General features: G+C 43.9%; 16 protein-coding genes and 1 riboswitch. Of the genes, 12 read left to right on the top strand and 4 right to left on the bottom strand.

The genetic code is table 11. The annotated features are described in order from the left end of the window. Positions 1 to 3: 3 nt before the first annotated feature. The 3 genes from ACSVDJ_RS09360 to ACSVDJ_RS09350 are packed head-to-tail and all read right to left on the bottom strand — an operon-like array spanning position 4 to position 3,886. On the bottom strand, positions 4 to 1,059 hold the full coding sequence (locus ACSVDJ_RS09360) for a sigma-54-dependent transcriptional regulator (RefSeq protein ID WP_439168263.1): 1,056 nt from the start codon (positions 1,057 to 1,059) through the stop codon (positions 4 to 6). A gap of 33 nt (positions 1,060 to 1,092) precedes the next feature. Further along, positions 1,093 to 2,727: a sensor histidine kinase gene (locus tag ACSVDJ_RS09355; RefSeq protein WP_439168261.1), complete on the bottom strand. Its 1,635-nt coding sequence runs from the start codon at positions 2,725 to 2,727 to the stop codon at positions 1,093 to 1,095. 16 nt (positions 2,728 to 2,743) lie between these two features. Continuing rightward, positions 2,744 to 3,886 (bottom strand): iron-containing alcohol dehydrogenase, encoded by a 1,143-nt coding sequence (locus ACSVDJ_RS09350; RefSeq protein ID WP_439168259.1) that lies wholly within the window; start codon positions 3,884 to 3,886, stop codon positions 2,744 to 2,746. A 99-nt stretch (positions 3,887 to 3,985) separates the two neighbouring features. On the opposite strand from ACSVDJ_RS09350, the gene ACSVDJ_RS09345 reads away from it, so the two are divergent. Beyond that, entirely contained in the window at positions 3,986 to 4,774 is a 789-nt protein-coding gene (locus ACSVDJ_RS09345) for an NRDE family protein (RefSeq protein WP_439168257.1), read from the top strand. Between the two features lie 14 nt (positions 4,775 to 4,788). Here the strand turns inward: ACSVDJ_RS09345 and ACSVDJ_RS09340 are convergent, their stop codons facing one another. Then, positions 4,789 to 5,358: a biotin transporter BioY gene (locus ACSVDJ_RS09340; RefSeq protein WP_439168255.1), complete on the bottom strand. Its 570-nt coding sequence runs from the start codon at positions 5,356 to 5,358 to the stop codon at positions 4,789 to 4,791. A gap of 262 nt (positions 5,359 to 5,620) precedes the next feature. On the opposite strand from ACSVDJ_RS09340, the gene ACSVDJ_RS09335 reads away from it, so the two are divergent. From ACSVDJ_RS09335 to ACSVDJ_RS09285, 11 genes are all read left to right on the top strand, one after another. Next, the gene (locus ACSVDJ_RS09335) at positions 5,621 to 6,463 is read left to right on the top strand and encodes a GHMP family kinase ATP-binding protein (RefSeq protein ID WP_439168253.1); all 843 of its coding nucleotides are present in this window, start codon (positions 5,621 to 5,623) and stop codon (positions 6,461 to 6,463) included. 78 nt (positions 6,464 to 6,541) lie between these two features. After that, positions 6,542 to 6,736: riboswitch (cobalamin riboswitch) on the top strand. Between the two features lie 131 nt (positions 6,737 to 6,867). After that, positions 6,868 to 7,254 carry a (2Fe-2S) ferredoxin domain-containing protein gene (locus ACSVDJ_RS09330; protein WP_439168251.1) on the top strand — a complete coding sequence of 129 codons (387 nt, stop codon included), beginning with the start codon at positions 6,868 to 6,870 and terminating at the stop codon, positions 7,252 to 7,254. 12 nt (positions 7,255 to 7,266) lie between these two features. Then, positions 7,267 to 8,853, top strand: coding sequence for a precorrin-3B C(17)-methyltransferase (cobJ, locus tag ACSVDJ_RS09325; protein WP_439168249.1), 1,587 nt, complete (start codon positions 7,267 to 7,269; stop codon positions 8,851 to 8,853). Between the two features lie 15 nt (positions 8,854 to 8,868). Continuing rightward, a complete protein-coding gene (locus tag ACSVDJ_RS09320; RefSeq protein WP_439168247.1) occupies positions 8,869 to 9,735 on the top strand; it encodes a sirohydrochlorin chelatase in 867 nt (288 codons plus the stop codon). Beyond that, on the top strand, positions 9,732 to 10,499 hold the full coding sequence (gene cobK / locus ACSVDJ_RS09315; RefSeq protein WP_439168245.1) for a precorrin-6A reductase: 768 nt from the start codon (positions 9,732 to 9,734) through the stop codon (positions 10,497 to 10,499). Before ACSVDJ_RS09320 ends, cobK begins: the two co-directional genes overlap by 4 nt. 15 nt (positions 10,500 to 10,514) lie before the next feature. Beyond that, on the top strand, positions 10,515 to 11,162 hold the full coding sequence (locus ACSVDJ_RS09310; RefSeq protein ID WP_439168243.1) for a precorrin-8X methylmutase: 648 nt from the start codon (positions 10,515 to 10,517) through the stop codon (positions 11,160 to 11,162). Between the two features lie 2 nt (positions 11,163 to 11,164). Next, on the top strand, positions 11,165 to 12,268 hold the full coding sequence (locus ACSVDJ_RS09305) for a cobalt-precorrin-5B (C(1))-methyltransferase (RefSeq protein WP_439169061.1): 1,104 nt from the start codon (positions 11,165 to 11,167) through the stop codon (positions 12,266 to 12,268). After that, on the top strand, positions 12,261 to 13,469 hold the full coding sequence (gene cbiE, locus ACSVDJ_RS09300; protein ID WP_439168241.1) for a precorrin-6y C5,15-methyltransferase (decarboxylating) subunit CbiE: 1,209 nt from the start codon (positions 12,261 to 12,263) through the stop codon (positions 13,467 to 13,469). The genes ACSVDJ_RS09305 and cbiE overlap by 8 nt, the downstream gene beginning before the upstream one ends. After that, positions 13,466 to 14,167: a precorrin-2 C(20)-methyltransferase gene (gene cobI, locus ACSVDJ_RS09295; RefSeq protein ID WP_439168239.1), complete on the top strand. Its 702-nt coding sequence runs from the start codon at positions 13,466 to 13,468 to the stop codon at positions 14,165 to 14,167. Before cbiE ends, cobI begins: the two co-directional genes overlap by 4 nt. Further along, entirely contained in the window at positions 14,164 to 14,937 is a 774-nt protein-coding gene (gene cobM, locus ACSVDJ_RS09290) for a precorrin-4 C(11)-methyltransferase (RefSeq protein ID WP_439168237.1), read from the top strand. Before cobI ends, cobM begins: the two co-directional genes overlap by 4 nt. After that, on the top strand, positions 14,934 to 16,061 hold the full coding sequence (locus tag ACSVDJ_RS09285; protein WP_439168235.1) for a cobalt-precorrin 5A hydrolase: 1,128 nt from the start codon (positions 14,934 to 14,936) through the stop codon (positions 16,059 to 16,061). The genes cobM and ACSVDJ_RS09285 overlap by 4 nt, the downstream gene beginning before the upstream one ends. Positions 16,062 to 16,065: the final 4 nt, after the last annotated feature.

Here is a 16,065-nt window from a genome sequence, read left to right as displayed (position 1 = left end):
CTCTCAAATATTTCCCGGCCAGTCATAGTCACAAAGGATGGCCATTGCTTCTTCGGAAAAGCGGAAGGGAACTTTCGCTTGTGTGAAATAAAAATCAATAAACTTAGGGAGGTCGTCGATCCTTTCTCTTAGTGGAGGAATCGTCAATTTAATGACGTCTAGCCGATAGAGCAAGTCTTCCCGGAATCTTTTTTCTTGAACCGCTTCATGTAAATCGACATGTGTGGCGGCAATTAAACGAGTGTGCGTCCGCTCGGTCACTTCGCTTCCGACTTTCATATACTCACCTGTTTCTAATACACGCAATAACTTTACTTGGACGGAAGAGGAGGCCTCACCAATTTCATCAAGAAATAACGTTCCTTTGGAGGAGAGCTCAAAATAACCTTTCCGATCTTTTAACGCTCCTGTAAAGGCACCTTTCGTATGTCCAAACAATTCGCTTTCTAATAAATGCTCGGAAATGGCGCCACAGTTAATGCCAACAAAGTGTTCCTTCGCTCGTTTGCTCGCCTCATGGATAAAATGAGCAAGCACTTCTTTCCCGGTGCCTGTTTCTCCTTGAATGAGTACGGTCATGTTTTTCTGGGCGAATTTATAAGCGAGCATAAATAGCTGTCTCATTTGTGGATTATTTCCAACAAAGCAGTTTAGCTCGTTCGCGATATATAGGGCATCTTGATGAGAGGAGGGAAGCTGAGTGTTGATTAATTGCTCGGTTAGCCGCTCAATATCCTCAATCTCCTCAAATGGCTTCTCAATAAAATCACTCGCTCCAATTTGAATCGCTTCGACCGCCATTTTGACGGTGCTATATCCGGTCATAATGACAGACTGACAATGAGGCTGAGCCGTCTTTAATGTACGTAAAATATCTAACCCATTTCGGTCGGGCAAACGAACATCAATAAAGGCTAGATCAAAACGTCGCTCGATGATCAATTGATCAAATTGTTTGCCGCTCACTCCATGGGTGACTTCATGCCCTTTGTCCTCGAACAAATGAGTGAGAAAGCGACCTACTTCTATTTCGTCATCAATAATTAAAATCTGTGCCATCGTTTCACCTGCTTTTCTAAAGATGAGAAGGGATTATGTACATGGAAGCAATAGTTGAAAACGACTGCCAATCCCAAGTTCACTCGTGACCGTCAATGTTCCACCATGAGCTTCTGCAATGCCGAGGCTGACAGATAAGCCAAGGCCTGTACCATGAACCGCTGATTTCGTTGTGAAAAAAGGATTGAATATCTCGGTCATTTGCGTCGGATTGATGCCGCAGCCGTTATCCTTGACCATCAATGAGATCCACTGTTTTCCTTCATGTTCTGTTAACTTCGTTTCAATGAGAATTCTTTTTTCGCTTTCTATTTCTGAGAATGCATCTTTCGCATTAAGTAAAAGGTTTAAGATAATTTGTCCAATTTGCTGCACACTTCCTTCAATGAATGGCAACTTTTGTTGTAGTCTTGTTTGAATCCAAATATTTTCTTTTCTAATTTGATTGCCGACAAGGCTTAATGCTTGTTCCACCGCTTCATTTACCGAGCATTGTTCAAACAGCAGTTCATCTTGCCTAGAGAAGGTGAGCAAGCTGCGAATAATATTTCGACAGCGAATCCCGCATTGATGAATATCTGTCAACAGGTGATACGTTCGATCATTTTCCGATTGCTTTCGTAACAGCAGCTGAGCATTGCCTAAAATAGCGGTTAGCGGATTGTTTAATTCGTGAGCCACTCCAGCGGCCATCTCGCCAAGAGCGGCTAATTTTCCTGAATGAAGCAATTGTGCTTCAAAGCGACGTTTTTCGGTGAAATCTTTCAAGTAAATAATCACAGCGTAAAGGGAGCCAGAATCATTGAAAATGGGAAAGCAGGAGCATGCCATGATCTTTTCATGTAAAGTGAACTCGCCGTCGACGGGAGCACCACTTTCTATGCATTGTTTAAAAAAATTGCTGTCTGTGAAAGGGAACAGTAGCTCTTCAATCGAGTGCTGCTTGAACGATGTTTCTTGAAAGAATTGCTTAGCCGATTGATTGTACTGTAAAATTCGCCCCGTTAAATCAACAACAAAAATGACGTCTGATACGGCTCGGAACGTTTCTTCCCATTGTTGATGACTACTAAGTACTTCGTTGTAAAGCCTAGCATTTTCAATACAAACTGCGATTTGGTCAGAAAGCTGTTCGAAAAACCCTTGATCGGATGAGTCATTCCATCTTTTTTCTTTTCCTCCTAAAGTTAACACGCCAATAATATGTCCTTTGCTAATTAAAGGGAATACCCAAACGCCAGCGACCTGTAATAAAGACAAGGCTTCTTCTTCAAAATAAGTACCGTTTCTGTTGTCTATTTCGTAATAGCAAGGTTGACCGCTTTTTAGGGCTAACCAATACAGCGAGTCGCTTTTTGGTAAAATGCTATCGGGGGATAGTACGACAGAATCAGCAGGATACACATTAGATAACACTAAGTCATTGCCGTTATACAATGACAGACTGACTCGTTTGATAGGAAAGATCGTTTGCAGTTTATCCATAATATGCTTTAACATCTCATCCATCGACATATCGATATTAAAGCTCTTCGTCACATCGTTAATGATCTCAAGCTGCATATTCTTCTTTTGTAGTTCATTGACCGTTTTTTTCAGTTCGGTATAATAGCTTTTTTTCGAGGACTGAACGCCCGTCAGTAAGTCGATCATTTCTTTTCTGTTCATGTTCAAGGTGTCCTCCCTAAAACCCTTTTTTTAACAATTCCTCGACTTGTTTCGCATCAATATCCCGAGGGTTCGTAATCATACAAGCATCCTGTAAAGCCACCTTCGCCATCGTTTCGATAGCTGATTCTTCAAATCCCATATCTGATAAACGTTGAGGAGCGCCAATATCTAAAGAGAGCCGTTTCACATGAGCAATCGCTTTTCTTCCTGCCTCTTCAGCTGACAATCCCCGGATGTCTTCACCTAATAACTGAGCGATTTCCATAAATTTTTTTGGAGCAGCCAGGAAGTTAAATTCCATCACATATGGGAGTAAGACGGAATTCACATCGCCATGCAGCATCGGGTATTTCCCGCCAATCGCATGGGACATGGCATGTACTGCTCCTAAAATAGCATTGGAAAAAGCGAGCCCCGCCTGCAAGCTAGCCATCGCCATTTTTTCCTTCGCTTCTTTATTGTATTGAGACGCAACGGAAGGACGTAAATACTGAGCGACAAGGATCATCGCATTTTTTGCTTGCACATCGGTCAATGGCGTCGCCGCTAAACTAACGAATGATTCCATCGCGTGTGTCAACACATCAAGTCCAGTAGAAGCCGTTAATTTGGCATTTTTCGTTGTTAATGTTTCAGGGTCGATCAAGGCGATATCCGGCACTAGTGATTTAGAAACGATCGTCATCTTTTTTTCTTTTTCTGAATCAACGATCACGGAAAATTGAGATACTTCCGACCCAGACCCAGCAGTTGTTGGAACCATCACAAGCGGGGGAAGGGGAAGTTCGATGCGGTCGACTCCTTCATAATCGGAAATAGTCCCTCCATTTGAAACTAAGATGGCTACGGCTTTGGCGACATCAATGACGCTTCCGCCACCGACGCCAATAAGGGCGTCACATTCATTGTGTATATAAACATTTGCTCCTTTTTCTGCTTCAAAGTCTTTCGGATTAATGGTAATATCTTGATAACATGCATAGCTCAAACCAGCATCAACACAGCTTTTAATGACAATTTCTAGCCATCCGGCTTGAATAACGCCTTCATCAGCGACGATTAACACTTTTTTTGCGCCTAGACGAGAGCAGCATTCTCCGGCTTGATGAATCGCGCCATTGCCAAAAATAACTTCAGGCATCACAAATTTGTTCATCTTAGCAGCACCTACCTTTTATTCGTTGTTTATTCGCTATAATCACCGAAATTCCTTTATGTTTTTGATAAAATTCGAGTTATTTTAGGGGATGATGATATGTGTTTAATTAATTTTCAGTTTCAACAGCATCCGAATTATAAATTAATCGTTGCTGCTAACCGTGATGAATTTTTCGCACGTCCGACAAAGCGAGCTCATTTTTGGGAAGATGAGCCTCAAATATTAGCGGGGCGAGACTTAGAAAAAATGGGCACATGGCTTGGTGTGACGACATCCGGGAGGTTTGCCGCATTAACCAATTTCCGTGATCCGACAGAATCAACGGAAGGGAAGTGGTCGCGGGGAGACATTGTTCGTTCGTTTTTAACTGGACGAATGGAGGAGGAGGTATTTTTGCAGCGGTTAAGTGAGGATAAGGAGAACTATCCGAGCTTTAATGTGATCGTCGGAACGGCTGATTCGCTATGGTACTATAATAATCGGCAAGATGAAGTCACTCAGGTTACGCGAGGTACCCACAGCTTAAGTAACGCTTTTTTAAACACATCGTGGCCAAAAACGGAGCGAGGAAAACAGAGTTTAGAGGCGTGTGTACGTAATAAAATGATCGTTGAAACAGATTGTTTATTTGCTTCCTTACAATCTGAGGAACAAGCGGCGGATGAAGAACTTCCGCAAACCGGTGTTTCTTTACAGTGGGAACGCTTGCTGTCTTCGATGTTTATTAACAGTGAGCAGTATGGCACACGCTCTTCTACGGTGCTGACGATTGACCGCAATGACCGCGTGCAGTTTATTGAGCGAACGTATACGAACGGACGATATACAGCGGAAGAACCATTTCAGTTTGCGATCGAAAAAAATGAGGCCAATCCTTTTGGATGAGCCTCATTTTTGTATTAAATAGATGCGTTCGCGGATGACGGTAAAAGGCGAGCTGATTGCAATCGTTTGCGAGCGAGAATACCGATCCAAGCCGCCAAGATCGCTTTGATGATCCCCCCGATAATAAATGGGGCAAATCCGCCGACGAATGCTTCCATCCAAGAAAGGTTCGCCATTACTTTCAGCCAAGCGGTTCCAATGGCTAAGTTAACTAACATCCCAATGATATTCGCAATAAATGCTTGTGTTACAGTGGCCGACGTTTTTTCGATATACAAACCGATAATAAAAGCGGAAAAAATAAAGCTAACAATATACCCACCCGTCGGACCGAAAATGACGCCCATTCCAGCGCTCATACCAGAGAATACAGGAACACCAACTGCGCCGATGAACATATAGACAATCGCTGATAACGCGCCGTATCGTGAACCTAAAATTGTAGCAGCCAAACCGACAGCTAACGTTTGCCCTGTGATCGGAACTAACGGCAGCGGAATCGTAATTTGCGCCATAATACCAATAATCGCCGCAAATAGAGCGGTCGTCATCAACATTCTTAATTTCTCGTGCTGTTTACTCATTTTTCCAACCTCCTATAATAACAAATCAATAAAATAAAAACAAATGTTAACGTTATTTTAATGAATGGTAACATAAGTTGTCAACCAAATATTATTATGGTTGACCACGCTTATTTCATTATGTGCAAAATTCAAAATAAAAATAATTAAAATTTCGTCATTAAGAGACAAAATCACAACCGCTTGGAAGAAAAAAAGAATAAGATTATAATAAATTGTTATAAATATTAGCCAATCGACAGCGTAGAAAAGAGGTTTGTACATGCGAGTAGGGATAGGGAAATGCTTTGGGACATTTGGAGAGCTAGCGCAAGGGGAGATCGATGGGCAGCCATTTTTATTTACCTTTCCTAGTCCTTTATATAGTGAAGCGAGATTTACACCTGCACAAGTAGGTTCGTTAATTGGAGAGACGAAAGGAAAGAAATTAGCGTTAATGGCCGCAGAACAGACGCTGCGAATGTTGGGCCGCTCGCCAAGCGGATATTTGTCTATTACCTCATCTATTCCAGTAGGAAAGGGGATGGCGAGCAGTTCTGCCGATATCGTCGCTACGATTCGAGCGGTCACTGCAAGTGTCGGCGCTACATTGTCAGCGAAAGAGGAAGCGATGATCGCGGCGAACATCGAGCCGACAGATGGGGTGATGCATCGAGGGATTACAGCAATCAATCAGCAAACAGGCGAGCTTTTGCACGAATTTCCTCACGTGCCTGAGCTTGTTTGCATCGGCTTTGATAGTGGCGGAAGAGTGAATACGCGAGCTTTTCACCGTAATAAAAAGGATTACAATGAAGCAGAAAAACAATTATTAGAACAGATTTTTTACGAAATGACAGTAGGGCTTACAGACGGAAATGTTGAACAAATTTTGCGAGCTGCCACAGCTAGTTCGCAAGTGAATGAACGTTTTTTACCGAAGCCAAAGATTCGTTTGTTTGTAGATTTGGCAACCGAGTTACAGGGAGGAGTAATTATTGGGCATAGCGGGACTGTGATCGGGTTGTTGTTTGATCGACAAGACCCTTTTCTTTTACAAAAGCGACAAAAAGCCATTGAACAGGTTCGCATAGAAACCGGGTGGAATCCATTAATAATTTTCTAAAAATAAAAAAAATTCTTGTCAACATGAGGCGTTTACTGATAATCTTAAAGCAGTTGTTCAAATAAATGACATATTTAAATTAAATAATAAGGTAAGAGTGCCCTTTTGTTGATTCACAAGGGATAATAGGGAAATCGGTGCAAGTCCGATGCAGCCCCCGTTACTGTAAACGGCGATGAAATTGTCAATAACCACTGGTGCTTGTTGCGCTGGGAAGGGACAAGAGTAAAGAGACCCGTAAGCCAGGAGACCTGCTTCTACCTTTTTTTCATCATTCTTCGGAGGGAAGAGTAGGATAGCTGTATCGAGCGGACGAGCTGCACATGAGCAGCGTACGGATCATTACACAAAATCCTTAACTTCTTTTGGAGTTAAGGATTTTTTGATAGAAAAGGAGCGATCATATGACGACTTGGAATTTGAAAGAAATGAATCATCACGTGTTGATTTGTAATGGGTCGAGTTGTATGCGAAAGGGCGGCGAAGAAGTGACGCAAGCGATTCGGGAGGAAATTAAAGAACGAGAGCTCGATGTTCGTGTGCATACGTCAAGAACGAAATGTAATGGTCGTTGTAAAGATGCTTGTGTCGTCGTTGTGTATCCAGAAGGAGCTTGGTATCACGAGGTGGACGAGCTCATGGCCAAAAGGATTGTCCATCAGCATTTACAAAACGGTCAACCTGTGCAAGAAGCGTTAACTTATACATATAATGGAAGTGGAATGGAGCTTATGAACGATCGCATAAAAGGGATTGAAAAAGATCGTGAAGTCAAAAAGGCTGTTCAGTGAGGAGGGTGTCCAATGAAAGGGAAATTACTACTAGTTGGCTTCGGTCCAGGCAGTGAGAAGCATATTACCGAACGAGCGAAAGAAGCGCTCCAAGAAAGCGATTGCATTATCGGTTATAAAACGTATGTTGAATTGATCGCTAATTTTATCGAGGGCAAAGAGGTGATCAGTACAGGAATGTCCGAGGAAGTGAGTCGTGCACAGGCAGCGGTGAAGTATGCCGAACAGGGAAAGAAAGTGGCGGTCATTTCGAGCGGAGATGCTGGTGTGTATGGCATGGCAGGTCTTGTCTATGAGGTGCTTGTCGAAAAAGGCTGGAGAGAGGCGGATGGAGTTGAAGTAGAAATTATTCCCGGTATTTCAGCGATTAATTCGTGTGCCTCTTTACTCGGGGCGCCTGTTATGCACGATGCTTGTACGATCAGTTTAAGTGATCACTTAACGCCATGGGAGTTAATTGAAAAGCGAATTGACGCGGCAGGACAAGCGGATTTCGTTATTGCTCTTTATAATCCGAAAAGCGGAAAGCGCACAAGACAAATTGTTGAGGCGCAGCGCATTCTATTAAAATATCGTTCTCCTGACACACCTGTCGGGCTTGTGAAAAGTGCGTACCGGGATAGAGAACAAGTTATTTTAACGACGTTAGCGGACATGCTTGAGCATGACATTGGGATGTTGACAACGGTTATGATCGGGAATTCTACCACGTTTATTTATGACAATAAAATGATCACACCACGAGGCTATCAGCGAAAGTATACGTTGACTTCTGAGAAGCAACCATTGAAGCCGCATGAACGATTGAAGCGTGAAAACGAACCGTGGGCGCTTCATGAAGGGAAGGCAGAAGCTCCGCCTTTATTAGAACTCGGCATGAAGGCGTTGCAATTACTCGATCAAAACAAAGAGCTTCCGACAAAAGAAGTCGTATTTCCCACACCGATCCAATCCATTTTTGAAGTCGCTGTTAGTCCGGGGGTAGCGAATAAAAAGTTTTCTGCACAGCAATTGCTTGTACTATCAGCTGTTGCCGGAGAGGAAGGCTCTGTTGAATACACGCCTCATCACCAAATTATTTTACGCGTATCAACGGAAGAGCCACAACAATTAACAGAGCAACTGCAACAGGCTGGCTTTATCATTTCTCCGGTTGGAGATGTGTTAGCGATTAAAGCATGTGACTTTTGTGATGGTGAAAAGAAGGATGCGATTCCATACGCAGAAGAGCTGCAACAAAAGCTCGGTGGAATGGAGATGCCTAAAGCGCTGAATATCGGTGTCAACGGCTGTGGCATGGCTTGTTATCAAGCGGTCAATGACGATATCGGGCTTGTATTCAGAAAAGGAAAATTTGATTTATTCCTCGGTGCGAAACCAGTTGGAAGAACGGCTCATGCCGGTCAGCCTGTGGCGGAAGGCGTTGAACCAAATCAAATTGTGCCACTGATCGAACGGATTGTTGCTGAGTATAAGGAAAAAGGTCATCCGAACGAGCGCTTGTTCAAGTTTTTCAAACGTGTGAAACATATTCAAGGCTTTGAGTATCGCAACATGGAACCGAAAATTATGATTGAACCTGCACCGTGCGGGGATTAAAGGAGACGATCGAATATGAAAGCTGTATTATTTGTTGGTCATGGCAGCCGTGACCCAGAAGGTAATGAACAAATTAGAATATTTGTTAATCAATTAACGCCTAAGCTAGATGATCAATTAATTATTGAAACTTGTTTTCTAGAATTTGAACGTCCAGATATTGCTAAAGGCATCGATGCTTGTGTCGCAAGAGGAGCAACATCCGTTGCTTTAATTCCGCTAATGCTTCTTCAAGCAGGGCACTCAAAAATTCATATTCCAGCGGCGATTGATGAAGCGAAAGAAAAGTATCCTACTGTTGAATTCACGTATGGAAAGCCGATCGGCATTCATCATGAAGCGATTGAAATTTGCAAAAATCGAATCGAAGAAACAGGGGAGAATGCCGCCGAGCCACAAGAAGGAACAGCGGTCATTTTACTCGGACGCGGAGGCAGTGATCCAGATGCGAACAGTGACCTTTACAAGATTGCGAGATTACTATGGGAAAAAGCTTCTTACTCAATTTTAGAACCTGCTTTTATCGGTGTGACTTCTCCAAGGTTAGAAGAGGCGGTGGAAAAAACGATTCGTCTCGGTGCCAAAAAAGTGATTGTACTGCCGTATTTCCTCTTTACGGGCATTTTAATTAAGCGCTTAGAAGGAATGATGACTCAATTTCAGTCAGCTTATCCAGGAGTCGAATTTGCATTGGCTGAATATTTCGGCTTCCATCCGAAGCTAGAATTGGTCATTCAAGATCGGATAGCTGAAGCGTTAGGCGGAGAAGTGTATATGAACTGTGATACGTGTCAATATCGGTTTGAGGCGATGGAGCATATTGATCATCATCACCATCATGACCATCATCATCATGAAGAGGAAGTGACAACGACGAAATGATTTTATTCATTGCCGGAACAAGCGATGCGAGAGAGCTTGCGATCGCACTTCAAGAGCAAGGAAGAGAGTTAATCGCTACCGTGGTGACAGAAAATGCATTGAAGGAGTTAACTCAAGCGGGGATCAAAGCGGTTGCTGGTCGCATGGATGCCGAGCAAATGCAAGCCTTTATGAAGGAACAGGGTGTAAAGGGAATCGTTGATGCGAGTCATCCATTTGCTGAAGAAGCCTCGAAAAATGCGATGTTAGCGGCCGCTACCGCTAACATTCCTTACATTCGATTTGAAAGAAAAGAACAAAGCTTTGAAGACTCTTCATTGATCACTTATGTATCGACGTATGAGGAAGCAGCGGAAGCAGCGGCCAAAAGAAAAGGGACAGTGATGTTAACGACTGGTAGTAAAACGTTAGCTATTTTCACCGAAAAATTATTGTCTCGTTCAGACATTCGCTTAGTCGCGAGAATGCTTCCGCGAAAGGATAATATGGAAAAATGCGAGCAGCTTGGCTTGCCACAAAAAAACATTGTGGCGATCCAAGGGCCGTTTACAACCGCTTTTGATCAAGCGTTGTATCAGCAATACGGAGTGACTTGTATGGTCACGAAAGCGAGCGGTGCCCGCGGATCTGTTGATCAAAAGCTAGAGGCCGCTAAGGAATTAGGAATCGAAACGATTGTGATCGAGCGCCCGGAAATGGAGTATCAAAATCGGTGCTCAAGTTTCGAGGAAGTCATTGATTATTTACATACATTTAACCTTTAAAGGAGCGAATCAAACATGGATTTTAAAACAGAGTTTAAGCCAGAAACCGTTCAACCGATGGAAATTGAAGGTCGTAGCTTTGAAATGATTACCGAAGAATTCGGTGAGCATGATCTTTCTCATGAAGAATATAAAGTCGTTCAACGTGTCATTCATGCATCAGCGGATTTTGAACTCGGAAGAAGTATGCTGCTCCATCCGAAAGCGATTGAGTCGGGTATTCGAGCGATTAAAAATGGCGAACGAATCATTTGTGATGTACAGATGGTGCAAGTCGGTATTAGTAAAGGGCGCATCGAAAAGTATGGCGGTAGCATCCATGTGTATATTTCTGATGCAGATGTGATGGAAGAAGCGAAAAAGCTGAACACTACAAGAGCGATTATTTCGATGCGAAAAGCGGTAGCTGAAGCAGATGGCGGTATTTATTGCATCGGGAACGCTCCAACCGCTCTACTTGAATTGATCCGTCTTGTGAAAGAAGGAATTGCGAAGCCGAGCCTTGTCATCGGCCTACCTGTTGGATTTGTTTCGGCGGCGGAATCAAAAGAAGAGTTAGCGAAATTAGATATTCCTTATATTACAAACATCGGCAGAAAAGGTGGTAGTACGGTCACTGTTGCGGCTCTAAATGCCCTTTCTCTGCTTGCAGAAAAAGAATAATGATGAAAGCACAGGACACCAAGCAAGACAAACCGCTCAGAAAAGGATATACAACAGGTGCATGTGCGACGGCTGCTGTTCAAGCGGCCTTGATCTCTTTATTAACGGGAGAAAGACAGGAAGAAGCGACCATTTATCTTCCGGCAAAAGTGTTTGCGACTTTTACCGTAGAGCATTGTGAAGTGGATGAGAGCCGAGCGATTGCAGCGATCAAAAAGGACGCGGGTGACGACCCGGATGTCACACATGGAGCGATCATTTATGCAGAGGTTACGTTAAAAGTCGAGCCTGGGATTGAACTGGATGGCGGCGAAGGAGTGGGTCGAGCGACGAAACCTGGTTTAGAGGTGGAAGTTGGTCAAGCGGCGATCAATCCTGTTCCCCGAAAGATGATTTTGTCAGAAGCAGAGAAAATTTTAGCGGATTTTCAGCGGACAGAAGGTGTGAGAATCGTTATTTCTGTCCCAGGAGGCGAGGAAATGGCGAAGAAGACGTTAAACGCTCGCCTCGGAATTCTTGGGGGAATTTCGATTCTAGGGACGCGCGGAATTGTGATGCCGTTTTCAACTGCCGCTTATAAAGCGAGCATCATTCAAGCGATTCGTGTGGCGATTGCAGGTGGCTGTGATCATGTCGCTATCACAACCGGTGGACGTAGTGAAAAGTATGCGATGAAGCAGCTTCCTCATTTGAAGGAGGAGGCTTTTATCGAAATGGGCGACTTTGTCGGCTTTACGTTAAAGCATTGCAAACGGCTCGGCATTAAAAAAATATCGATGGTCGGCATGATGGGCAAATTTTCGAAAGTGGCTCAAGGGGTGATGATGGTTCATTCGAAAAGTGCGCCGGTCGATTTCGGCTTTTTAGCAGAAACGGCCCGTCTTTCAGGGGCTTCAGAAGAATTAGTGGAAGAAATTAAGTCCGCTAACACCGCTTCTCATGCTGCAGATATGATGCTTGCTGCCGGTCATCATTCGTTTTTTGATCGGTTATGTGCTAGTTGCTGTCAGCATGCGATCGAAGAAGTTAACGGTGGGCTCACCGTTGATATGACTTTATATACGTTAAAAGGTGAATGTTTAGGAAAGGCGGAGCGTCATGGCTAAAGTGAAAATTATTGGAATTGGCGATGAAGGCCGCAATGGGCTGTTGCCAATCTATCAACAATGGATTCAACAATCGCAATTTCTTGCTGGGGGTGAGCGCCAACTCGCTTTTTTCCCCGATTATCAAGGCGAGACGTTCACGATTAAAGGGAATTTACGCCAGTTGAAAGAGCGATTAAGTGAACAACCAGAAAAAGCGGTCGTGCTCGCTTCAGGAGACCCCCTCTTTTATGGTATCGGCAGTTATTTATCAAAGTCGGTGGAAGCGGAAATTTACCCGCAACCAAGTTCTGTACAACTAGCGTTTGCTCGAATGGGAGAAGCTTGGCAAAACGCCACGATTATTAGTTTGCATGGTCGGCCAATGACAGGACTTGCCCAACGAATCGATGGGAACAAGTTGGTCGCGTTATTAACGGATGTCACGAATACACCCGCTGCCATTGCGACATATTTAAAAACATTTGGCATGACGGAATATAAAGCATTTGTCGCTGAAAATCTCGGTGGTGAAAATGAGCGCTGTCGCTTGCTGTCATTAGATGAGATGGAGCAAGCAGAATGCTCGGCTTTAAACGTCGTCATTTTAAAAAGCGAGATCGATACAAAGTTGTGGTCGCTCGGTATTCCAGATGAGGAATTTGTTCAACGTAAGCCAGATAAAGGGCTATTAACGAAAAAGGAAATTCGTGTGCTCACGCTAGGGCAAATGAATCTTCAGAAAGAGAGTGTCGTTTGGGATATTGGCACGTGCACCGGCTCAATTGCGATTGAAGCGGCGAAAATAGCGACCGATGGAGCCGTTTTTGCAATTGAAAAAAATGAGGCGGATCTCGAAAATGCTCGCGAAAATTTTATTAAATTCCGTACAGATGTCACGGCGATTCAAGGAAAAGCGCCAGACGGCTTAGCGGACTTTCCTGCGCCAGATGCGGTGTTTATCGGCGGCACAGCAGGCAATATCGCCGGCATTTTTGATGAATGCTGTTCCCGTTTGAAAGAGAATGGAATGATTGTTATGAATGTCGTCACGATTGAAAATTTATATGAAGCGGTGCAAGCATTGAAGCAGAGAGGCTTTGAAACCGAGCTTACATTAGCCCAAATCGCAAGAAGTAAACCGATTTTACATTTAACGAGAATGGAAGGGTTAAACCCCGTTTATATTATTACAGCGAAGCGAGCGGAGGGAAAAGAATGACAGGGATTTTATACGGTGTGGGCGCTGGCCCAGGGGACCCAGAGTTAATTACAGTAAAAGCATTTCGCGCTTTACAAGAATGTCCGGTAATTGCGTATCCGAAAAAAAGAAAAGGCAGTAAAAGTTATGCAAGAAAAATTATTGATGCGTATGTTAATCCAGCAGAGAAAGAGATGCTTGGGCTCGTCTTTCCAATGACGAAAGACCCTGTTATTTTAGAACGGGAATGGTCGAATACCGCTGATTTAGTATGGGAGAAGCTACAAGAAGGCAAAGATGTGGCTTTTATTACAGAAGGTGACCCGCTACTGTACAGCACATTTATACATATGATGAACGTGATGAAGGAGCGTTATGGCGATGTGCCGATGAAGATTATACCGGGAATTTCTTCGATTAACGGGGCGGCTGCCAGACTGTCTTTACCGTTAGCTGATGGGGATGATATCGTTGCCATTGTGCCAGCCAATGACAATTACGAAGCGATGAAACAAGCGATTGAACAGCATGCTTGCGTCATTTTTATTAAAGTCGCCAAAGTGATCGACCTCATGCTGCAAATTTTAAAAGAATTGAATTTGACAGATAAAGCATCGGTTGTCACAAAAGTCACATCGGAAGAGGAAATTGTCTGGTCGATGGAGGAGCTTGAAGGTGCAGAACCGGAATATTTAACGTTAATGGTGGTGAGAAAATGAAGCTATATATCGTCGGAGCAGGTCCAGGGGCACCGGACTTAATTACGGTTAGAGGACATCAACTATTGCAAGAAGCGGACGTTATTTTATATGCCGACTCGCTAGTGAGTGAAGAGCATTTTAACATCGCAAAGCCCGGAGCTGAAATTTTAAAAACAGCGGGTATGCACTTAGAAGAAATGGTCGACGTGATGAAGCAACGCCTAGCAGAAGGAAAAAAAGTCGTTCGTCTTCATACGGGAGACCCTGCTGTATACGGAGCGATTATGGAGCAAATGGCGTTATTAAAAGAAGCAGGTGTCGAGATTGAGATCGTGCCGGGCGTTAGTTCGGTCTTTGCCGCTGCGGCTAGTGCGCAAGCTGAATTAACGATTCCTGATTTAACGCAAACGGTAATTTTAACGAGAGCAGAAGGAAGAACACCAGTGCCAGAACGCGAGCAATTAGCAAAGCTAGCTGAGCATCATTGCACGATCGCTTTCTTCCTTAGTGCCACATTAACGAAAAAAGTGATGAAAGAATTAGTCAGTGCTGGCTGGTCACCGGAAACGCCTGTCACCGTCGTCTATAAAGCGACATGGCCTGATGAAAAAATTGTGCGCACGACGATCGAGAAATTGGATGAAGATATGCGCGTTAACGGTATTCGCAAGCAGGCGATGATATTAGCTGGCTGGGCGTTAGATCCAAACATTCACGAAAAAGACTTTCGCTCGAAATTGTACGATAAAGAGTTCACTCACGGGTTCCGTCGCGGGGTGAAACAATGAGTATTCAGTTACAAGAGCATGTTACACCGGAGTTTACCGTTAAGGGCAAATATGCGGTCGTAGCGATTACGAAGCATGGCACACAGCTGGCGAGAAAAATCGCTAAGCTCTTTCCTGATAGCGACCTTTATTATATGAAGAAACACGAACAAGGTGATGAAGAGGAACGGGGCATTACGTTGTTTGAAGGCTCCGTTCGTATATTGCTTCCAAGCCTGTTTACTCATTATCAAGGGTTGATTGTCATTATTTCATTAGGGGCGGTTGTCCGCATGATTGCTCCGATTTTAAAGGATAAGAAAACGGACCCGGCTGTCGTTGTCGTTGATGATCGCGGGGAACACGTCATTAGTGTATTATCAGGACATCTCGGAGGAGCGAACGAACTGACGAGAGAAGTGGCTGCTTTGCTCAATGCCTACCCGGTGGTAACGACCGCTTCCGATGTACAAAAAACGATTCCTGTTGACTTATTTGGTCGCCGCTTCGGCTGGGAATGGGAATCGGATGAAAAGTTAACGCCCGTCAGCGCATCTGTTGTTAATGAAGAAAAAGTGGTCGTTGTGCAAGAGTCAGGCGAGCGTAATTGGTGGATGCATGAGACGGCGATGCCAGCGAATATTCATCTATGCTCCGCTATTGACGAAGGATTGATGCTCCAACCGGATGGGGCACTCGTTGTGACTCATCGCCTACTTGAATCACAAGAGGAGGCGATTTTAACAAACGGTGTGTTATATCGTCCGAAAGTGATCGTTCTTGGGATCGGCTGTAATCGAGGAACAGCCGCAGAGGAAATTGAACAAGTGATAGAAGAAACGTTAAAAGAGCTGAAAATTAGCAAAAAAAGTGTCAAAACAGTGGCGACGATTGACTTGAAAAAAGATGAGGTTGGCTTGCTTGAAGTCGTCCGCAAACATCAATGGGAGTTTATATATTACCCGCCAGCTGAACTCAATACGAAAACGTTAGTCCAGCCGTCTGATACCGTTTATAAATTCACTAGTGCTTATGGCGTCAGTGAACCAGCGGCGATGCTAGCGAGTGGAAATGATGAGTTGCTGCTTGTGAAGAAGAAATCAGGTAACGTCACGATATCTGTTGGACTGATTTCATATAAATGAGGAG

The organism is Bacillus sp. Hm123, assembly GCF_051842975.2.
In the GTDB taxonomy this organism is placed as follows: domain Bacteria; phylum Bacillota; class Bacilli; order Bacillales; family Domibacillaceae; genus Bacillus_CE.
This window is presented reverse-complemented; position numbering and strand designations above follow the sequence as displayed.

Bases quoted from the DNA above. Each gene is read 5' to 3' on its own strand.
- ACSVDJ_RS09345 (WP_439168257.1), top strand. From the start codon at position 3,986: ATGTGTTTAATTAATTTTCAGTTTCAACAGCATCCGAATTATAAATTA.
- ACSVDJ_RS09355 (WP_439168261.1), bottom strand. From the start codon at position 2,727: ATGAACAGAAAAGAAATGATCGACTTACTGACGGGCGTTCAGTCCTCG.
- ACSVDJ_RS09360 (WP_439168263.1), bottom strand. From the start codon at position 1,059: ATGGCACAGATTTTAATTATTGATGACGAAATAGAAGTAGGTCGCTTT.
- cobM (WP_439168237.1), top strand. From the start codon at position 14,164: ATGAAGCTATATATCGTCGGAGCAGGTCCAGGGGCACCGGACTTAATT.
- ACSVDJ_RS09330 (WP_439168251.1), top strand. From the start codon at position 6,868: ATGACGACTTGGAATTTGAAAGAAATGAATCATCACGTGTTGATTTGT.
- ACSVDJ_RS09340 (WP_439168255.1), bottom strand. From the start codon at position 5,358: ATGAGTAAACAGCACGAGAAATTAAGAATGTTGATGACGACCGCTCTA.
- ACSVDJ_RS09285 (WP_439168235.1), top strand. From the start codon at position 14,934: ATGAGTATTCAGTTACAAGAGCATGTTACACCGGAGTTTACCGTTAAG.
- ACSVDJ_RS09310 (WP_439168243.1), top strand. From the start codon at position 10,515: ATGGATTTTAAAACAGAGTTTAAGCCAGAAACCGTTCAACCGATGGAA.
- ACSVDJ_RS09305 (WP_439169061.1), top strand. From the start codon at position 11,165: ATGAAAGCACAGGACACCAAGCAAGACAAACCGCTCAGAAAAGGATAT.
- ACSVDJ_RS09350 (WP_439168259.1), bottom strand. From the start codon at position 3,886: ATGAACAAATTTGTGATGCCTGAAGTTATTTTTGGCAATGGCGCGATT.
- cobI (WP_439168239.1), top strand. From the start codon at position 13,466: ATGACAGGGATTTTATACGGTGTGGGCGCTGGCCCAGGGGACCCAGAG.
- cobK (WP_439168245.1), top strand. From the start codon at position 9,732: ATGATTTTATTCATTGCCGGAACAAGCGATGCGAGAGAGCTTGCGATC.
- ACSVDJ_RS09320 (WP_439168247.1), top strand. From the start codon at position 8,869: ATGAAAGCTGTATTATTTGTTGGTCATGGCAGCCGTGACCCAGAAGGT.
- cobJ (WP_439168249.1), top strand. From the start codon at position 7,267: ATGAAAGGGAAATTACTACTAGTTGGCTTCGGTCCAGGCAGTGAGAAG.
- ACSVDJ_RS09335 (WP_439168253.1), top strand. From the start codon at position 5,621: ATGCGAGTAGGGATAGGGAAATGCTTTGGGACATTTGGAGAGCTAGCG.
- cbiE (WP_439168241.1), top strand. From the start codon at position 12,261: ATGGCTAAAGTGAAAATTATTGGAATTGGCGATGAAGGCCGCAATGGG.